This is a genomic window from Streptomyces sp. NPDC043861 (assembly GCF_056435905.1).
Genome location: NZ_JBWKDP010000010.1, coordinates 1 through 17938, shown reverse-complemented (window position 1 = coordinate 17938; position 17938 = coordinate 1). Strand labels below are relative to the sequence as shown.

Annotated in this window: 16 protein-coding genes; 4 read left to right on the top strand and 12 right to left on the bottom strand. The window is 68.9% G+C overall.

The features are described from left to right. Positions 1 to 45 precede the first annotated feature (45 nt). Positions 46 to 1071 (top strand): LacI family DNA-binding transcriptional regulator, encoded by a 1026-nt coding sequence (locus AC068D_RS22505; protein WP_478824824.1) that lies wholly within the window; start codon positions 46 to 48, stop codon positions 1069 to 1071. Positions 1072 to 1249: 178 nt separating this feature from the next. On the opposite strand, the gene prcA is transcribed toward AC068D_RS22505, so the two are convergent. The 5 genes from prcA to arc all read right to left on the bottom strand — a co-directional run bounded on the left by prcA (position 1250) and on the right by arc (position 6967). Further along, positions 1250 to 2011, bottom strand: a complete 762-nt coding sequence (gene prcA / locus AC068D_RS22500) for a proteasome subunit alpha (RefSeq protein ID WP_478824823.1) — start codon at positions 2009 to 2011, stop codon at positions 1250 to 1252. A gap of 62 nt (positions 2012 to 2073) precedes the next feature. Continuing rightward, positions 2074 to 2919: a proteasome subunit beta gene (gene prcB, locus AC068D_RS22495; protein WP_478824822.1), complete on the bottom strand. Its 846-nt coding sequence runs from the start codon at positions 2917 to 2919 to the stop codon at positions 2074 to 2076. A 168-nt stretch (positions 2920 to 3087) separates the two neighbouring features. After that, a complete protein-coding gene (locus tag AC068D_RS22490) occupies positions 3088 to 3306 on the bottom strand; it encodes a ubiquitin-like protein Pup (RefSeq protein WP_093657191.1) in 219 nt (72 codons plus the stop codon). A 135-nt stretch (positions 3307 to 3441) separates the two neighbouring features. Next, positions 3442 to 4953: a depupylase/deamidase Dop gene (gene dop, locus AC068D_RS22485; protein ID WP_478824821.1), complete on the bottom strand. Its 1512-nt coding sequence runs from the start codon at positions 4951 to 4953 to the stop codon at positions 3442 to 3444. A gap of 247 nt (positions 4954 to 5200) precedes the next feature. After that, a complete protein-coding gene (arc, locus tag AC068D_RS22480; RefSeq protein ID WP_478824820.1) occupies positions 5201 to 6967 on the bottom strand; it encodes a proteasome ATPase in 1767 nt (588 codons plus the stop codon). 242 nt (positions 6968 to 7209) lie between these two features. On the opposite strand from arc, the gene AC068D_RS22475 reads away from it, so the two are divergent. Next, on the top strand, positions 7210 to 7485 hold the full coding sequence (locus AC068D_RS22475; RefSeq protein WP_478824819.1) for a ferredoxin: 276 nt from the start codon (positions 7210 to 7212) through the stop codon (positions 7483 to 7485). 15 nt (positions 7486 to 7500) lie between these two features. Here AC068D_RS22475 and AC068D_RS22470 read toward each other — a convergent pair whose 3' ends face one another. The 3 genes from AC068D_RS22470 to AC068D_RS22460 all read right to left on the bottom strand — a co-directional run bounded on the left by AC068D_RS22470 (position 7501) and on the right by AC068D_RS22460 (position 10436). Next, on the bottom strand, positions 7501 to 8076 hold the full coding sequence (locus tag AC068D_RS22470) for a hypothetical protein (RefSeq protein ID WP_478824818.1): 576 nt from the start codon (positions 8074 to 8076) through the stop codon (positions 7501 to 7503). A 206-nt stretch (positions 8077 to 8282) separates the two neighbouring features. Continuing rightward, on the bottom strand, positions 8283 to 9170 hold the full coding sequence (locus AC068D_RS22465) for a tRNA (adenine-N1)-methyltransferase (protein ID WP_453667338.1): 888 nt from the start codon (positions 9168 to 9170) through the stop codon (positions 8283 to 8285). 18 nt (positions 9171 to 9188) lie between these two features. Continuing rightward, positions 9189 to 10436 (bottom strand): site-2 protease family protein, encoded by a 1248-nt coding sequence (locus AC068D_RS22460; protein ID WP_478824817.1) that lies wholly within the window; start codon positions 10434 to 10436, stop codon positions 9189 to 9191. 107 nt (positions 10437 to 10543) lie between these two features. Between AC068D_RS22460 and AC068D_RS22455 the strand changes: the two genes are divergently transcribed. Beyond that, positions 10544 to 11560: a RecB family exonuclease gene (locus tag AC068D_RS22455; protein WP_478824816.1), complete on the top strand. Its 1017-nt coding sequence runs from the start codon at positions 10544 to 10546 to the stop codon at positions 11558 to 11560. A gap of 13 nt (positions 11561 to 11573) precedes the next feature. Next, a complete protein-coding gene (locus tag AC068D_RS22450) occupies positions 11574 to 12245 on the top strand; it encodes a response regulator (protein ID WP_478824815.1) in 672 nt (223 codons plus the stop codon). 81 nt (positions 12246 to 12326) lie between these two features. Here AC068D_RS22450 and AC068D_RS22445 read toward each other — a convergent pair whose 3' ends face one another. The 4 genes from AC068D_RS22445 to AC068D_RS22430 all read right to left on the bottom strand — a co-directional run. After that, entirely contained in the window at positions 12327 to 13916 is a 1590-nt protein-coding gene (locus AC068D_RS22445; protein WP_478824814.1) for an ABC transporter substrate-binding protein, read from the bottom strand. A 64-nt stretch (positions 13917 to 13980) separates the two neighbouring features. After that, positions 13981 to 15582: an ABC transporter substrate-binding protein gene (locus AC068D_RS22440; RefSeq protein WP_478824813.1), complete on the bottom strand. Its 1602-nt coding sequence runs from the start codon at positions 15580 to 15582 to the stop codon at positions 13981 to 13983. Positions 15583 to 16055: 473 nt separating this feature from the next. Beyond that, positions 16056 to 16787, bottom strand: a complete 732-nt coding sequence (locus tag AC068D_RS22435; RefSeq protein WP_478824812.1) for an HAD family hydrolase — start codon at positions 16785 to 16787, stop codon at positions 16056 to 16058. Positions 16788 to 16969: 182 nt separating this feature from the next. After that, a partial coding sequence (locus AC068D_RS22430) for a vitamin B12 dependent-methionine synthase activation domain-containing protein (RefSeq protein ID WP_478824811.1) occupies positions 16970 to 17938 on the bottom strand: 969 nt, incomplete at its 5' end.

Sequence of the window (17938 nt, the reverse complement as noted above, 5' to 3'; positions counted from 1 at the left end):
CGGGTCCACCCCTCGCGACGGACGACATGGCGCGCGGAGGCGAGTGTGCAGACCCGGGAGCCCGCCGGTGGCGGGCGGCCGACCAGCAAGGACGTGGCGCGGGCGGCAGGGGTCTCACAGGCCACTGTGTCACTGGTGCTGGGCGAGAAGTGGCGTGGCCGGGTCTCGGAGCGCACCGCGGGCCTGGTCCGCCAGGCGGCCCTGGACCTCGACTACCGGCCGAACCTCGCGGCCCGCAATCTACGGCTGGGCAGAACCCGGACGGCTCTCCTCGTGGTGCCCGCCCTCACCAATGAGTTCTTCGCACGTGTGTATGCCGGGGCGGCGGCCGTCGCCTCGGAGCACGACTTCGGCGTCGTGCTCTACCCCTCGCCCGAGGGGATCGGCCCCGCGAAGGACCCCTTCGCATCGGCGCGCGCCGCGCTGGACGGTGTGATCGCCTCGTCGATGGCGGCGGAGGCCCTGAACGCGATCCGCGGCAGCGACCTGCCGCTGGTGATGCTCGACAGCGACCCCGCGGATCCGGCCGCCGCTGCGCAGGTGAACCTCGACATCGCGGACGGCATGCGGCAGGTGACGGACCATCTGCTCGGCCTGGGCCACCGGCACTTCGTCCATCTGGCGTCGGCAGTGCCCTCGTGGACCTTCGAGGTACGGGCCCGGGCACTGGGTGCGGCTCTGCGTGCAGCCCCGGGCACACGGCTGCGCACGGTACCGGCACCGCTCGACGTGAGCGGCGCGCGTCAGGCCGCCGAGCGGGCGCTCACCGCCCCCGGCCCGCGCCCCACCGCCCTGGTCTGCGACGACGACATCGTCGCCGCCGGTGCCTGCAAGGCCGTGCACCGTCTCGGTCTGCGGGTCCCGCAGGACGTGTCGGTGACGGGCTTCGACGACCTGGCCCTCGCGACCGCCCTGGAGCCCGAGCTCACGACGGTGAGCCTGCCGGCGCAGCGTGTGGGCGAGGCGGGCATGTCGGCGCTGCTTGCGGTGCTGGAGGGCCGGGCACCGGAGGCGGGCGATCTGCCGGTCGCACTGGTCCCCCGCGGCTCCACGGGCCCGGCGCCCGGCTGAACGGCGCCACCGGGTGCGGGCCGTCGCTCATTGCGAGCACCCGGCACCCCGTACGCGCACCACAGCACGGCCCGCAGCGCCGGAGGCACCCGCGCCACCCCGCACAGGGGCACAGCACCGGTGAAACACCACCGCCCCGGGCTCGTCGCGGCCCAGGGCGGGTGTGAGGAGGACACGGCTACGCGTCCCCGTCGGGCTCCTCCGCGTCGGATGGGACCTCCGTCGGCGTCGACGCCGCGTCGTCCGCCTGCAGCAGACGCGACAGCTGCCGCCCCACGATGCGCTTGAACTTCCGCTGCTGCGGTCGGGTGCGGTCCAGGATCGCCACCTCCAGCCGCTCTGCGGGGATCTCCCGCTCCGAGCCGTTGGTGTCCCGGGACAGCGCCTGCACGGCGAGCTTCAGGGCCTCGGCGAGCGACATCCCGTCCCGGTGCCGCTGGTCGAGGAAGTTGCTGATCTGTTCCGCGTTGCCGCCGACCGCGACCGAGCCGTGCTCGTCCACGATCGAACCGTCGTGCGGCAGCCGGTAGATCTGGTCGCCCTCGGGGGCGCTGCCCACCTCGGCGACGACCAACTCCACCTCGTACGGCTTCTCGCCCGCACTGGAGAAGATCGTGCCCAGCGTCTGCGCGTAGACGTTGGCGAGGCCACGGGCGGTCACGTCGTCCCGGTCGTAGGTGTATCCACGCAGATCCGCGTAGCGCACCCCGCCGATCCGCAGGTTCTCGTACTCGTTGTACTTGCCGGCCGCGGCGAAGCCGATCCTGTCGTAGATCTCGCTGAACTTGTGCAGCGCACGGGACGGGTTCTCACCGACGAAGACGATGCCGTCGGTGTACTGAAGGACAACCAGGCTGCGGCCCCGGGCGATGCCCTTGCGGGCATACTCCGCCCGGTCGGCCATGGCCTGCTGGGGTGAGACATAGAACGGCGTCGACACCGGCTATCCGTCCCTTTCTGTCAGTGGCGAGGGGGCACCGCCCAGCGGTGACTGGGGGATCATCAGAGCAGCGAGGCACGCGGGCCGTCGGGCTGTTCGAGTCGGCGCTCCAGGACCGAGCGGGCGATCTCGGAGGTTTCGTCCTCGGTCAGCCTGCGGTAGCCCTCGTCGGTGATCACCGTGACGATCGGGTAGATCCGGCGGGCCACGTCCGGGCCTCCCGTCGCGGAGTCGTCGTCCGCCGCGTCGTACAGCGCCTGCACGACGAGGGTGGTGGCCTGCTGCTCCGTCAGGTCCTCGCGGTAGAGCTTCTTCATCGCACCGCGCGCGAAGATCGAACCGGAGCCGGTGGCGGCGTAGCCGTGCTCCTCCGAGCGGCCGCCCGTGACGTCGTACGAGAAGATGCGGCCCTTCTCGCGGTCGATGTCCCAGCCGGCGAAGAGCGGAACGACGGCGAGACCCTGCATGGCCATGCCGAGGTTGCTCCGGATCATCGTGGAGAGACGGTTCGCCTTGCCCTCCAGGGAGAGCTGGGCGCCTTCGACCTTCTCGAAGTGCTCGAGCTCCAGCTGGAAGAGCTTCACCATCTCGACCGCGAGGCCGGCGGTGCCTGCGATGCCCACCGCCGAGTACTCGTCGGCGGGAAACACCTTTTCGATGTCGCGCTGGGCGATCATGTTGCCCATGGTCGCCCGGCGGTCACCGGCGAGCACGACGCCGCCGGGGAAGGACGTGGCGACGATCGTCGTGCCGTGGGGTGCTTCGATGGCGCCCTGGACGGGCGGCAGGACGCGCTTGCCCGGAAGGAGCTCCGGGGAGTGCTCGCCCAGGAAGTCCATGAACGAGGACGAGCCGGGCGTCAGGAAGGCTGCCGGCAGACGCCCGGTGCTACGAGGGTTGGCTTCCACGCGATTCCTTCCGAATTGGCGGCGGCCCGCCGCTGGGGCCGGGCCGATCTTGCATGCACTGCACGGAGATTACCCGTGCCGTCGCCGGTCATCCGTCCCGGTGCGGCCTGCCTGCGACCTGGAGCACCGGGACGGACAACTGAGGGTGTCCCCAACGCAGTTAGGGAGTCACTCTCCGCCCTTCTGGACGAAGGACCTCACGAAGTCCTCGGCGTTCTCCTCGAGAACGTCGTCGATCTCGTCGAGCACGGAGTCGACGTCGTCCGACAGCTTCTCCTGACGCTCCTTGAGGTCCTCGGAGGCCTGCGCGTCCTGCGCCTGCTCCTCGACCTCCTCGGTGGACCGTGTGGCCCGCTGCTGCCCGCCGCCGGTGTCCTTGGTCGCCATATCCCTCACCCCGCTCGGATTGCCCGTTTGGTTCGGCTCACTCAAGATCAGACCCTACAAGCAGGGTCTGACATCGGCCCCGCACTTTCCTCAACGTCCGGGGGTTACCGCAATGATTCCCGGACGCGGACCATTTCAGCCGCCGGACAGGACCCGGACCAGGTCCTCGGCCGTGCGGCACCGGTCCAGCAGCTCCTTGACGTGGTTGCGTGTGCCCCGCAGCGGCTCCAGCGTGGGCACTCGTTGCAGAGAGTCACGACCCGGCAGATCGAAGATGACCGAGTCCCAGGAGGCCGCGGCGACGTCGTCGGCGTACTGCTCCAGGCACCGGCCGCGGAAGTAGGCCCTGGTGTCCTCTGGAGGCTTGCTCTCGGCCCGTTCGACGGCGGACTCGTCCAGCAGCCGCTTCATCTTGCCGCGGGCCACCAGACGGTTGTACAGGCCCTTCTCGGGACGCACGTCGGCGTACTGCAGGTCCACGAGGTGCAGCCGGGCCGCGTCCCAGTCGAGACCGTCCCGGCGCCGGTAGCCCTCGAGGATCTCCCGCTTGGCGATCCAGTCGAGCTCGCCGGACAGGCTCATCGGGTCGTTCTCGAGCCGGTTGAGGGTGTCCTCCCAGCGGATCAGGACGTCCTTGGTCTGTTCGTCGGCATCGGCGCCGAACCGCTCCTCGACGTGCTTCCGGGCCAGCTCGAAGTACTCCATCTGCAGCTGGACCGCGGTGAGTGTCCGTCCGCTGCGCAGCGTGATCAGTCGCTGCAGGTCCGGGTCGTGGGAGACCTGGTGCAAAGTGCGTACCGGCTGGTCGACCGCGAGGTCCACATTGATGAAGCCGTCCTCGATCATGGACAGCACCAGTGCGGTCGTGCCGAGCTTGAGGTACGTCGAGATCTCCGAGAGGTTGGCGTCACCGATGATCACATGGAGCCGACGGTACTTCTCGGCGTCGGCGTGAGGCTCGTCCCTGGTGTTGATGATGGGCCGCTTGAGCGTGGTCTCCAGGCCGACCTCGACCTCGAAGTAGTCGGCCCGCTGACTGATCTGGAAACCGTGCTCGTGGCCGTCCTGGCCGATTCCCACGCGGCCCGCCCCGGTCACGACCTGCCGGGACACGAAGAACGGCGTCAGGTGGCGCACGATGTCCGAGAACGGCGTCTCCCGCTTCATCAGGTAGTTCTCGTGCGTGCCGTAGGACGCGCCCTTGTTGTCGGTGTTGTTCTTGTACAGGTGGATCGGCTGGGCACCGGGAAGCTGCGCCGCCCGCTCGGCCGCCTCCGCCATGATCCGCTCGCCGGCCTTGTCCCAGAGAACGGCGTCCCGCGGGTTGGTGACCTCCGGGGCGCTGTACTCGGGGTGGGCGTGGTCGACGTAGAGCCTGGCCCCGTTGGTGAGGATCACATTGGCCAGGCCGATGTCCTCGTCCGTCAGCTGGCTCGAGTCGGCTGCTTCACGGGCGAGGTCGAATCCGCGGGCGTCCCGCAGCGGATTCTCCTCCTCGAAGTCCCAGCGCGCTCGTCGTGCCCGGTGCATCGCCGCCGCGTAGGCGTTGACGATCTGGGACGAGGTGAGCATGGCATTGGCGTTCGGGTGGCCGGGGACGGAGATCCCGTACTCCGTCTCGATGCCCATTACTCGCCGTACGGTCATGCGGCCCTCCTTGCCCGGCGGCGCTCCCGTCTGGGGGCGGCGCTCAAGTACCGCTCGGTCTCCGATGCGTGTGCGGTGCCCGTCCCCGCACTGCGCGACTCGGCGGCACCGACGAGCCTAGAACGCCTCTGCGCTGGTGGGGAGATCAATTCGGTCATTGCTCCGTGTCGTCGGGTTACCCACCCGGGGCCCTTGGAAAGCAGGCGGCTGCGGACGCCCTTCCGGACATCCGCAGCCGGTCTGCGATCTACAGGTATTGACCGGTGTTCGCCACCGTGTCGATGGAGCGTCCGGTGTCCGCGCCCTGCTTTCCGGTGACGAGAGTGCGGATGAATACGATCCGCTCGCCCTTCTTTCCGGAGATCCTGGCCCAGTCGTCCGGGTTCGTGGTGTTCGGCAGGTCCTCGTTCTCCTTGAACTCGTCCACGCACGCCTGGAGGAGGTGGGAGACCCTGAGACCCTTCTGGTTGTGGTCGAGGAAGGCCTTGATGGCCATTTTCTTGGCCCGGTCCACAATGTTCTGGATCATGGCGCCGGAATTGAAGTCCTTGAAGTACAGGACTTCCTTGTCGCCGTTCGCGTAGGTGACCTCGAGGAAGCGGTTCTCCTCGGATTCGGCGTACATCTGCTCCACGACCGACTGGATCATGCCGTGGACCGCCGCCTCCTTGGAGCCGGTGTGCTCGGAGAGATCGTCCGCGTGCAGTGGCAGCGAAGGCGTGAGGTACTTCGCGAAGATGTCCTTCGCGGCCTCCGCGTCCGGACGCTCGATCTTGATCTTGACGTCGAGCCGACCGGGCCGCAGGATCGCGGGGTCGATCATGTCCTCCCGGTTGGAGGCACCGATCACGATGACGTTCTCGAGACCCTCCACACCGTCGATCTCGGCGAGCAGCTGGGGGACGATGGTGTTCTCCACGTCCGAGCTGACGCCGGAGCCACGCGTGCGGAAGAGGGACTCCATCTCGTCGAAGAAGACGATGACGGGAGTGCCCTCGCTCGCCTTCTCGCGGGCACGCTGGAAGACGAGGCGGATGTGCCGCTCGGTCTCACCGACGTACTTGTTGAGGAGCTCGGGGCCCTTGATGTTGAGGAAGTAGCTCTTCCCCGCGGGCCGGCCGGTCACCTCGGCGACCTTCTTGGCAAGGGAGTTGGCTACCGCCTTGGCGATCAGTGTCTTGCCGCAGCCGGGCGGGCCGTACAGCAGGATGCCCTTCGGCGGCCGCAGTTCGTGCTCCCGGAAGAGGTCCGGGTGGAGGTACGGAAGCTCGACCGCGTCGCGGATCATCTCGATCTGGTTCCCCAGACCGCCGATCTTGTTGTAGTCGACGTCCGGGACCTCTTCGAGGACCAGCTCCTCGACCTCGCTCTTGGGCACGACCTCGTAGACGTACCCGGACCTGGGCTCGAGCAGCAGGGCGTCGCCGGGACGGATGGTGGCGTCCAGCAGCGGCTCGGCGAGCCGCACCACCCGTTCCTCGTCGGTGTGCCCGATCACCAGGGCGCGCTCGCCGTCCTCGAGGATCTCCTTGAGGGTGACGATGTCCCCGGTGCGCTCGTATGCCATGGCCTCGACCACGTTGAGCGCCTCGTTGAGCATGACTTCCTGGCCGCGCCTGAGCTCGTCGAGCTCGACGCCGGGGCTGACGTTCACCCGGAGCTTACGGCCCCCGGTGAAGATGTCGGCGGTGCCGTCCTCGTTCGACTGCAGGAAGACACCGAAGCCGGCCGGCGGCTGTGCGAGCCGGTCGACCTCCTCCTTGAGGGCCACGATCTGGTCGCGGGCCTCACGGAGCGTGTTCGCCAGTCGTTCGTTCTGAGCGGACACGCCGGCCAGGTTTGTCTGCAGCTCGACGATCCGCTCTTCGAGAATCCTCGTATGACGCGGAGAGTCGGCGAGCTTGCGGCGCAGGACGGCGATCTCCTGCTCAAGATAGGCAACCTGGCCGGCTGGGTCTTCAGACCCCCGTCCCGGCCGGAAGCCGCGGTTGTTGTCGTCGTCGTGGGCTGCCACGGTCCTCACCTCCTCCAAGGGGAGCTGGACGCTTCCTGACCCTACCTGGGTGGGTGGTGATTGAAACCCCTAGATCACAAAGACGGAAGGGGTGTGTCCGATCTTCACCCTTGCGCTCTCCCTCACGCCAGGTGAATACCCACCCATCAACATCGGAAAGCGGGCGGTTGTATCGTCGGAACGGTCAACACCCGTCAGGGCTGGCACCTATTGATGCACACCGCGCAGGAACGGCAGGCGACATGAACGAGGCTCTCGAGGTCTGGATCGACCAGGACCTGTGCACCGGCGACGGGATCTGTGCACAGTACGCCCCCGAGGTCTTCGAGCTGGACATCGACGGTCTCGCCTATGTGAAGAGCGACGACGAGCTGTTGCAGCAGCCCGGGGCCACAACGCCCGTACCGCTGCCGCTGCTGACCGATGTCATCGACTCGGCCAAGGAATGCCCCGGCGACTGCATCCACGTACGCCGCATGTCGGACAAGGTCGAGGTCTACGGACCCGACGCCGAGTAGACGCAGAGTGAGCGGTCAGTCACCGCTCGTGGCCGAAACCGAGTGGCGGGACTCGACGAACTTCCCGCCGCGCCACTGCCACTTGGCCGTCTCCCGCACATCCGGGCAGCAGCGCGGCACCTCGAGCGAGGAGTAGCCGAGGAGCGTCGCCGTGACGGCTCCGTCACGGACGGCGAAAGCGCCCACGCTGAGCCGCTCGGACGGTTCGACGAGGGTTGCCACGACGCGCGGGGCACCGGCCCTGGAACGTGCGACGACATAGACGCCGCTCGGCGGGGTGCCGGACCCGGCCTCGCAGCGGGCAACGACGGCCGTCTCGGCAGCGCCGTCGCCGTCCAGGTCCCCCGACGCCTTCTTCACGACTGTCGTACCGGCTCCGCCGCACTCCATGGGCAGTTCCACGGCACCCACGTCCGGGGCGGGCGCTGCGGCCGCCGCCAGTTCGGGACCCGGAGGGCCGGCCTTCGCGGCATCCGGCTGGAGCAGGCCGGCGCCCGCGACGACAGCGGCCATCGCCGTCGCGGTGGCGAGCCAGTGCACCGGGCGGGCCTGGGTGTGCGCGAGGTCCGGAAGGGTCTCGGAGGTCTGCACGCGGAGCGTCTCCTGTGAGGGCTGCGCCGGCAGGCAAACCGGCGGTGGGAGGAGTACGCATCGTGCCACACGTCACACGGAGCGGGAACAGGGGGGTGGGTAAAGGCCAACGTAAAGCCGCCGCCGTCGAGTTCCCTTTTGTCCCCGGGAACTCGACGGCGGCGGTATGCCGTTGTGCGGGACCCGAGGACGCTCGGGACGTGGCCTCAGCCCTTGTTCGGGCCCTCGTAGTCCTCGCCGTAGGCGCCCTTGGCGGGGCGGCGGCGGCGCATCGGCGGCTCGACACCGTCCGCGAGACGGCGGGCGGTGACGAGGAAGCCGGTGTGTCCGATCATGCGGTGGTCCGGGCGGACGGCCAGGCCTTCCACATGCCAGTTGCGGATCATGGACTCCCACGGCTGCGGCTCGGCGTAGCAGCCGAACTCGCGGATGGACTCGACGGTCCGGGCGAGCTGGGTGGTGGTCGCCACGTAGCAGCACAGGATGCCGCCGGGAACGAGCGCCTTGGAGACCGCCTCCAGGCACTCCCAGGGAGCGAGCATGTCCAGGATGACGCGGTCGACGTCCGTGTCGGAGAGGTTGTCCTGAAGGTCACCGACGGTGAGCGTCCAGGCGGGGTGCGGTCCGCCGAAGTACCGCTCGACGTTGCCCTTGGCGATCTCCGCGAAGTCCTCCCGGCGCTCGTACGAGTGCAGCATGCCCTCGTCGCCGATGGCCCGGAGCAGGAAGCTGCTCAGCGAGCCGGATCCGACACCGGCCTCGACGACGCGCGCGCCGGGGAAGATGTCGGCGAACGCCAGGATCTGCCCCGCGTCCTTGGGGTAGACCACGGCGGCGCCGCGGGGCATGGACAGGACATAGTCGGGGAGCAGGGGGCGCAGCGCGAGGTAGGCGACGTTTCCCGTGGTACGGACAACACTGCCCTCGGGAGCACCGATCAGCTCGTCGTGGGGGAAGGAACCCTTGTGGGTGTGAAAATTCTTCCCGGCCTCGAGCGTGAACGTGTAGTGGCGTCCCTTGGGGTCGGTGAGCTGGACCTGGTCCCCGACCTTGAAGGGCCCGCGACGGCGGGCGGCACCGGTCGGTTCGGACATGTGACCAGAGTACCGGGGTTACGAGGACGGTCTCGCCATGGCCTTGACGAAGGCCCGCTCCACATCCGCCGTGGACAGGACGCCGTAGATCTCACCGGTCTCCTCGACGACGAGGTACTCGGTCGCGGGCGCGGCCCTGAGCCGCTCGAGAAGTGCTTCACCGGCGAGTTCGGCGGGAACCCGCATCCCGTCCGTGAGTTCCTGGGCGAGCCCGCTGACGGCGACCCAGGGACGGCGGTGTTCGGGGACGCCGACGATCGCGGACTCGCGGACGAGCGCGGTCGGCTCGCCGTGGCCGTCGACGACGACGAGGGCGCGGGCTCCGGCCTCGTTGGCGCGGCGCAGGGCCTCGGACAGGGGGGTGCCGGATTCGACGGGGACGGCGCGGCGGGTGAGGGTGCGGGCGCGCAGTTCGGGGAGGTGCTCGCGGAGGCGGGCCATGCGCAGGCTGTTGCCGGCGCCGGTCCAGATGATGGCCGCGAGGATCGCGGCGAGCAGGGCGTCGGTGACGGTCTCCATGCCGCCGATGTCCTCGGTGGCATTGCCGAGCGCACCGGTGTGGGTGAGCAGGGGCAGACCGATCAGGACGGCGACAGCGAGCGCGCGGCCGACCCAGGCCGCGGCAACGGTCCCGCTCATGGGCTTTCCGGTGATCTTCCACACCACCGCGCGGAGCATCCGGCCGCCGTCCAGCGGGAGTCCGGGCAGCAGATTGAAGGCGGCGACGATCAGGTTGGAGATCATCAGTCCGGCGAGCAGTACGCCCGGCACAGTCCCGGGCTCGACGGTGCGCATGCCCGCGTAGAAGACGCCGGCGAGCACGAGCGAGAGCAGCGGACCGACGAAGGCGAGGACGAATTCACGGCCGGGCGTCTCGGACTCCTTCTCGATCTCCGAGACGCCGCCGAAGAACTGGAGCTGGATCCGGCGCACCGGCAGCTTGTAGCGCAGCGCGACCACGGTGTGTGCGAGCTCGTGGACGAGTACCGATGCGTAGAAGGCGACCGCGAAGAACAGCGAGACGAGATAGCGGGCGCCGCCGAGTTGGGGCAGGACCCGGTCGAGCTGTCCGCCGAACACCCAGGTGATGAGGGCGGCGACCAGGAACCAGCTGGGGGCGACGTACACGGGCACTCCGAAGGGGCGGCCCATGAGGATGCCGCCGCCGGGCTCGTCGGAGTGCTGCTGCTTGCCGCTGACGGGGTCCGCTCCCCCCGTGCCGGACCGTGGCCGCGTGTGCTCGCCGCTCTCCTCGTCCTTCTTCACGGGTTCCCTTCGGTGCGAAGCGTCGCTCGCTCGATCATGCAGTGCGAGAGGGTCTGCCGTCGATGGTATTCCGCTCGCTGTCAGTGGCGGGCCGTAGGGTCTGAGTCATGAGTACGAGTCAGCCGCCCGCTTCGGAAGGCCACCCGCCCGCTTCCCCGGGCCGGCCGCCGCTCCCGGACGAACCGTCGGCCCTGGACGGACACCCCTCACCGCCGGAGACTCGGCCGTCCGTGCCGGAGAGCCGGCCTCCTGTGTCGCTGTCGCCCTCACGGGCCGGCGACTTCATGCAGTGCCCGTTGCTGTACCGCTTCCGGGTGATCGACAAGCTGCCGGAGAAACCGAGCGAGGCCGCGACCCGGGGCACGCTCGTGCACGCCGTACTGGAGCGGCTGTTCGACGCACCGGCCGTGGAGCGCACACCTCCACGGGCGAAGGCCTTGATTCCCGGCCAGTGGGACCGGCTGCTGGAGTCACGGCCGGAGCTGGGCGAGCTGTTCGCCGGGGATCCGGAAGGCGAGCGGCTGGCGCGCTGGATGGCGGAGGCCGAGGAGCTGGTGGAGCGGTGGTTCTCGCTCGAGGACCCGACGCGGCTGGAGCCGGCCGAGCGTGAGCTGTTCGTGGAGACGGAGCTGGAATCGGGTCTCCGGCTGCGCGGGGTGATCGACCGCGTCGATGTGGCGCCCACGGGAGAGGTGCGGATCGTCGACTACAAGACGGGCAAGGCACCCCGGCCCGAGTACAGCGAGGGCGCGCTGTTCCAGATGAAGTTCTACGCGCTCGTGGTGTGGCGGCTCAAAGGGGTGGTGCCGCGGCGTCTGCAGCTGGTGTACCTGGGCAGCGGCGAGGTGCTGACGTACGACCCCGTCGCGGCGGATCTGGAGCGGGTGGAGCGCAAGCTGCTGGCCCTGTGGGACGCGATCATGCGGGCCACCGAGACGGGCGACTGGCGGCCTCGCCCGACGAAGCTCTGCGGCTGGTGCGACCACCAGTCGGTCTGCCCCGAGTTCGGGGGCACACCTCCGCCGTACCCGTTGCCTCTGGTGCGGCCCCGGGACGGCGAGCCGGACGCCGGGCGCCCGGCGGAGTCCCCGGAGGGGCCTCAGGGCAGAATGGGGCGGGTCTAGCGAAGGAGATCCCGTGGCTATCCGCGTCCTACTGGTCGATGATCAACCGCTGCTGCGCACCGGCTTCCGGATGATCCTGGAGGCGGAGCAGGACATCGCAGTCGTCGGTGAGGCCGGTGACGGCCTCCAGGCTCTGGACCAGGTGAGGGCGCTGCAGCCCGATGTGGTGCTGATGGACATCCGGATGCCCCGGATGGACGGCGTGGAGGCGACCCGTCAGATCACCGGGCCCGGGAAGGACGGCCCGGCGAAGGTGCTGGTGCTGACCACGTTCGATCTCGACGAGTACGTCGTGGAGGCCCTGAAGGCGGGGGCGAGCGGCTTTCTGCTGAAGGACGCCCCCGCGAACGAGCTGGTTCAGGCGATCCGGGTGGTCGCGGCCGGTGAGGCAATGCTTGCGCCGAGCATCACGCGCCGCCTGCTGGACAAGTACGCCGACCATCTGCCGTCCGGCGACGAGCCGGTCCCGAGCACGCTGCACACGCTGACCGATCGCGAGGTCGAGGTGCTCAAGCTCGTCGCCCGGGGTCTGTCGAACGCGGAGATCGCCGCGGATCTGTTCGTCAGCGAGACGACGGTCAAGACGCATGTGGGCCATGTGCTGACGAAGCTCGGCCTGCGCGACCGGGTGCAGGCGGCGGTCTATGCGTACGAGAGCGGACTGGTCCGTCCCGGAGCCCAGTGAGACCTGCCCGAAGCGGGCGAGGGGCCCGGTCCGCACCGCGGACCGGGCCCCTCGCTGATCTGCTCGGCTCGTCGGAGCCGGTCAGCCCTTCTTGATCTCCCAGAAACGGAAGACGGTCGAGGCGTCGAGCGTCCACTCGAGGCCGGTGATGTTGCCGTGCGCCACGGCGTACTGCTTGCCCTGCCACAGCGGGAGGAACGGGACCTCCTCGGCGACCATGTTCTGAAGCTCCTCGAACTTCTCACCGGTGGACGCGCGGTCGGCTATGGCCGCGGTGTCCGGGATGATCTTGTCGGAGATCTTCTTGTTCTCGTAGTTGTTGCCGAGGACGTTGTCCTCCCCGAAGAACGGAGCCGTGAAGTTGTCCGGGTCCGGGTAGTCGGGCACCCAGCCCTTCACGTACACGCCGTACTTTCCGGCCTTGATGTCCTTCTCGTACTGACCGATCTCGACGGACTTGACGTTCGCCTCGAACAGCCCGCTCGCGTTGAGCTGCTTGGCAATGGCGCCCAGTTCCTGGTCGGTGGCGGGGCCGTAGCGGCTCGGCGTGGACCAGAGGGTCAGCTTCACCTTCTCGGTGATGCCCGAGGAGCGCAGTGCCTTACGGGCCTTGTCCGGGTCGGGCTTGGACCCGTAGCGGTCGAAGAAGGCCGTGTTGTGGCCCGCGATACCGGCCGGGACGATCGAGTACAGCGGCTCGGCGGTGGCGTCGTAGACGTCCCTGACGAGCGCGTCGCGGTCGACGAGGTACGCGAAGGCCCTGCGCACGGCAAGCTTGCCGGCGACCGGGTCCTTGACGTTGAAGACCAGGTGCTGGACCTCGGCGCTGTCGCCCTCGACGACCGCGATCTGCTCGTCGTCGGCGGACAGGGAGCTCTGGAGCTCCGTGACGTCCTTGGCGGTGAGTCCTCGGTAGGCGACGTCGACCTGCCCCTGCTTGAGGGCGGAGCCGAGACCCTTCTGGTCGCCGTGGAAGAACTTGAGCGTGACACCGCCGTTCTTCACCTCTGCGGTGCCCTTGTACTCGGGGTTGACCGAGAAGACCGCTTCGTTCTCGCCGTACGAGTCGAGCTTGTAGGGGCCCGAGCCGACCGCGCTGCCGTCGGTGCGCAGCGCACCGGCGTCGTACTCGCGGTGGTCGACGATGGAGCCGGCACCCGAGGCGATCTTGCTGGGGAAGGTAGCGTCGGGCACCTTCAGCCGGAAGACGACGGTGCGGTCGTCGGGGGTGTCGATGCGGTCGATGGTGGTGAGGAGCGGCACCGGACCGGTGTCGCTGTCGATCTTCATCGCGCGCTCGAAGGAGAACTTGACGTCCTCCGAGGTCAGCGGGTTGCCGTTGCTGAACTTGAGCCCGTCCCGCAGCGTGCACTGGTAGACGGTGCTGCCACCGCCGTCGAAGGCGCACTTCTCGGCGGCTTCCGGCTGAGGCGTCGAGCTGCCCTTGGGGAAGCTCATCAGGGACTGGAAGACGTTGTTGAAGAGCAGCCACGAGCCGGGGTCGTAACCGTCCGCGGGATCGGTGGCCAGGACCTCGTCGGACATGCCGACGACGATTCTGCTCTCATCGCCCGCCGGGCCGTCGCCCGTGTCAGCGCCGCAGCCCGCCAGCAGAACGGCGGAGAGCCCCACGGCGATCGGGGCCGTCCTTCTCTTGAATCGTGCCTTCACAGAACCTTGCCTCTTGCTTGCTGCTGGTGAACCGGCCGCGACGTCCGCGGCCGGGTACTGAAGATCAGGCGGTGCCGCGCGCGAGCTCCCACAGCTGGAGATCGGACGAGGAGTTCAGCGTCCACTCGACGCCGGTGATGTCCGACCGCGCGGCCACGTACTGCTTGCCCTGCCACAGCGGCAGCACCGGCACATCGGTCGCGACGATGTCCTGCAGCCTGTCGAAGGGCTCGGAGGCGGCGCTGCGGTCGGCGTGGCGGCGCGACTCGGGGATGAGCTCCTTGCGGGCGACAGTGCTCACATAGGGGGTGTTGAGGAAGTTGTCCTTGTCCAGGAACGGAGCGATGTAGTTGTCCGGGTCCGGGAAGTCGGGGAACCAGCCGAGGCCGTAGACGGCGTAGTCGCCGCGCTTCTGGGCGGGCCGGAACTTGGACCACTCGGTGCCCTGGACCGTCACGTCGAAGAGACCGCCGGCGTTGAGCTGGTCCCGCAGCGCGGCGAACTCCTTGGCCGTTCCTGAGCCGTAGTGGTCGGTGGTGTAGTGCAGGGTGAGCTTCACCGGAGTGCTGATCCCGGCTTCGCGGAGGATGCCTGCGGCCTTGCCCCGGTTCGGCTCGCCGTACTTGTTGAAGAACGAGTTGGTGTGTCCGGCGATGCTGGACGGGATCAGCGAGTAGAGCGGCTCGGCGGTGGCGCCGTACACCTTGCCCGCGATCTGGCCGCGGTCGACGATCGACGCCATGGCCTGGCGGACCGCCTTGTCCTTCACGGACGGGTCCTTGGTGTTGAAGCCCAGGTAGCGGATCTCGAGGCCCGGCATCTCGCTGAGCGAGATGCCCTCCTTGGGGCTCTCCGTGAGCTCCTCGATCTGCTCCGGCGACATGGCGCGGGCCATCATGTCGATTCCGCCGGACTCCAGGGCACTGCCCATGGCCTCGGCATCGGGGAAGGACCGCAGCTCGACCTTGTCGTTGCGGAGCTTCAGGTCGCCCTTGTAGTGGGGGTTCTTGGTGAAGACCGCACTGACCAGTGTGCCGCCCTCGGTCTCGGTGTCGAGGACGTACGGGCCCGAGCCGTCGATGTCGAAGCCGTCGCGAAGCTTCTTGCCGTCGTACGCGTCACGGCTGAGGATGCCGGCGACCGGCGTCGAGAGCTTGTACGGGAACGTGGCGTCGGGAGTGCTGAGGTGGAAGACGAGCTCCTTGTCGTCCTTCACCTCGATGGTGTCGATGTTGGCCAGCAGACCGGCGGCACCGTTGTCGGAGTTGATGGCGAGGACACGCTCGATGGAGAACTTCACGTCCTCCGCGGTGACGGGCTTGCCGTTGGCGAACGTGAGGCCCTCACGGAGCGTGCAGCGGTAGCTCTCGCTCTCGGTGTCGGTGAAGGAGCAGCGGGACGCCGCCTCCGGTACGGGCTCACCACCGCCGCGCGGCACGTGCATCAGCGTCTGCACGGTCTGCCGGAGCACGTTCCAGGCACCGGTGTCATAGGCGTACGCCGGGTCGAACGGCGCCGGCGCCTCGCTGGTGGCCACGAACTGGTCCGTGGTCCCCACGACAATGGCGTCACCACTGCCGGACCCACTGCCTGATGTGCCACAGGCGGCGAGTACGGGAGCGAGCAGGCCCACCACGGCCGGCAGCACCAGAGTCTTGCGGTTCATCCTGGACGTTTCTCCCTCATCCCACACTGGGATACAGCGACATACGGGATACTCCGCCGCGGCCGCCCGGTCGGGGGCGGTGCGATCGGGCCGGGATACGGAGTGATCGGTCCTGTGCGCACGAGGACTCGGGTGGTGCGCGTGGCTCAGGTTGATGCGGCGAAGTTCTCGCGTCCGAGATTAATGGGAGACGCCAGGAACGCTGGACCGGGCGAGAGTTGGGGTTCGATCGCCCGGTGATGAGTAATGGCGGCGCATCGATATCCATGCAGCTGGATTAATCGCACAGACCGATAGCAATCAGGACATAAGAGCACCCCCGAGGAGCATGGGGCACCCCCTGTCACGCATGGTCAGCACACCCCGGCGTCACTTCGAGTGACGAACCTCACGCCAGGAGGGGGGTTACGGAAAATACACGGCCCGATGCCCAGAGTTTCCACAGGATTTGAAGGACACACTGGGTGTACGCCTTAGTTCATTCGGGTTACCAGGGTGCGGAGGAAGGACAGGTCGACTTCCTCCAGCGAGCCGACGACCACCCTGCCGTCGGCGGGCGCGATGGGCGCGACGGAGGGCACCGCGACGACCCGGCAGCCGGCCGCCTCGGCCGCGGCGACACCGGTGGCGGTGTCCTCGATGACCGCGCATCTCCCGGGCTCGGCGCCCAGGCCGCGGGCGGCGAGGAGATACGGGTCGGGGTGCGGCTTGGTACGGGGGACCTCGTCGCCCGCGACAGTGAGCGCGAAGCGGTCACGCCCCAGGGAGGCCAGGACGCGGTCGATGATGCGGCGGTGCGAGGCGGAGACCAGGGCGGTGGGGACGTTGTGCGCGGCGAGCTCCGCGAGCAGCCGCTCGGCCCCGGGCATCAGCGGCACCCCGCGGGCGATCCGGCCCTCGAAGCGCTCGTTGAGCAGCACGGTGAGCTCCGGGAGGGTGATGTCCGCGCCGGTCGCCTCGATGAGATAGCCCGCGCTCCGGGTCATCGGGCCGCCGACCACCACGTCCCGCCATGCCTCGTCCAGCTCATGGCCCAGGTCCGCGAAGACATCCACCTCGGCGTCCCACCAGAAACCCTCGGTGTCCACCAGGGTTCCGTCCATGTCGAGGAAGACGGCTTGCAGGCTGGGCGCACCCGCCCGGTGGAGCGCGGCGGGAGCGCCGTCTGCCGTGCGGGGCGAGGACGCGGGGACCGTGCTGGTCATCGGCACACCTCCGAGAGGGACGAGAAGGCCGGCCGCCTTCCCGGTGAGGGAGGGCGACCGGCCTGCACTGGACCGACCAGTGTACGTCCAACCCGCGCGGCGTGCGCTGTCGGATCGCCGGGGGACGATGCCCCGGTTGCTCCGGGGCCCGGGACAGCGGGCCGACGGGACCGCAGTCCCCGCTATCGCGCGTTGAAGTACTTCGCCTCGGGGTGGTGGATGACGATCGCGTCGGTGGACTGTTCGGGGTGGAGCTGGAACTCCTCGGACAGCTGCACGCCGATCCGCTCGGGCTCGAGCAGGTCGGCGATCTTCGCGCGGTCCTCCAGGTCCGGGCACGCTCCGTAACCGAGGGAGAAGCGGGCACCTCGGTACTTCAGCGCGAACATGTCCTCGACATCCACCGGGTCCTCGCCGCCGAAGCCGAGCTCGGCGCGCACCCGGGCGTGCCAGTACTCGGCCAGCGCCTCGGCCAGCTGGACAGAGAGTCCGTGCAGCTCGAGGTAGTCGCGGTAGGAGTCGGAGGCGAACAGCCTGGCGGTCGCCTCGCCGATCCTGGAGCCGACGGTGACGACCTGCAGACCGACCACATCGGTCTCACCGGACTCCTCCGGGCGGAAGAAGTCGGCCAGGCACAGCCGCCGGCCGCGGCGCTGGCGCGGGAAGGTGAACCGCGTACGTTCGGAGCCGTCCTCGTTGAGCAGAATCAGGTCGTCGCCCTTGGACACACAGGGGAAGTAGCCGTGCACGACGGCCGCCTCCAGCAAGTTCTCGGTGTGCAGCTGGTCCAGCCAGCCGCGCAGCCTCGGCCGGCCCTCGGTCTCCACCAGCTCCTCGTACGTCGGCCCGCCGCCCGTGCGCGCCTCCTTGAGGCCCCACTGGCCCTTGAACAGGGCGGCCTCGTCGAGCCAGGAGGCGTACTCCTTCAGCTGGATGCCCTTGACCACGCGGGTGCCCCAGAAGGGCGGCTCGGGGACCCGGTTGTCGGTCGCGACGTCGGAGCGCACGGCTCCTTCCTCGGGGCGCTCCTCGACGACCGCCGTGGCGGTGGCCCGTACCCGGCGTTGCTTGAGTTCGGGGAGGGTGGCGCCGGGGACGCCGCGTTTGACGGCGATCAGGGCGTCCATCAGGCGCAGGCCCTCGAAGGCGTC